Origin of the sequence: Bacillus pretiosus (genome assembly GCF_051294775.1) — a bacterium.
Classification (GTDB): Bacteria; Bacillota; Bacilli; order Bacillales; family Bacillaceae_G; genus Bacillus_A; species Bacillus_A wiedmannii.
Genome location: NZ_JBPPHF010000103.1, coordinates 1 through 321 on the forward strand (window position 1 = coordinate 1; position 321 = coordinate 321).

Genomic DNA, 321 nt, shown 5'->3' on the forward strand with positions numbered 1-321 from the left:
TCTGTAGCTAAGGTCGGGCACGCATGACTATGCACTTCCAAATATGTATCAAGCTCGTGTAATGCTTTTTCGTACATATTAGACTGTATCGTACCTACAGTTCCAATTACTCCGATTTTTCCTTTCTTTGTCACTTTAATTGCCGCTCTTGCTCCTGGATGGATAACGCCAATAACCGGAATAGAAAGTGCTTCTTGCAACGCAGTCAATGCAGCAGCTGCAGCAGTATTACATGCTACAACTAGAGCTTTTAACGGAAACTGTTTGAGGAACTCAACCATTTCAAATACGAAAGATTGTACCTCTTCTACACTTCTTGGC

Annotated in this window: 1 protein-coding gene; it reads right to left on the reverse strand. The window is 41.7% G+C overall.

The annotated features are described in order from the left end of the window. On the reverse strand, nucleotides 1-321 hold a 321-nt coding region (locus ACSG5Z_RS30040; protein WP_435712764.1), incomplete at both ends, for an aspartate/glutamate racemase family protein.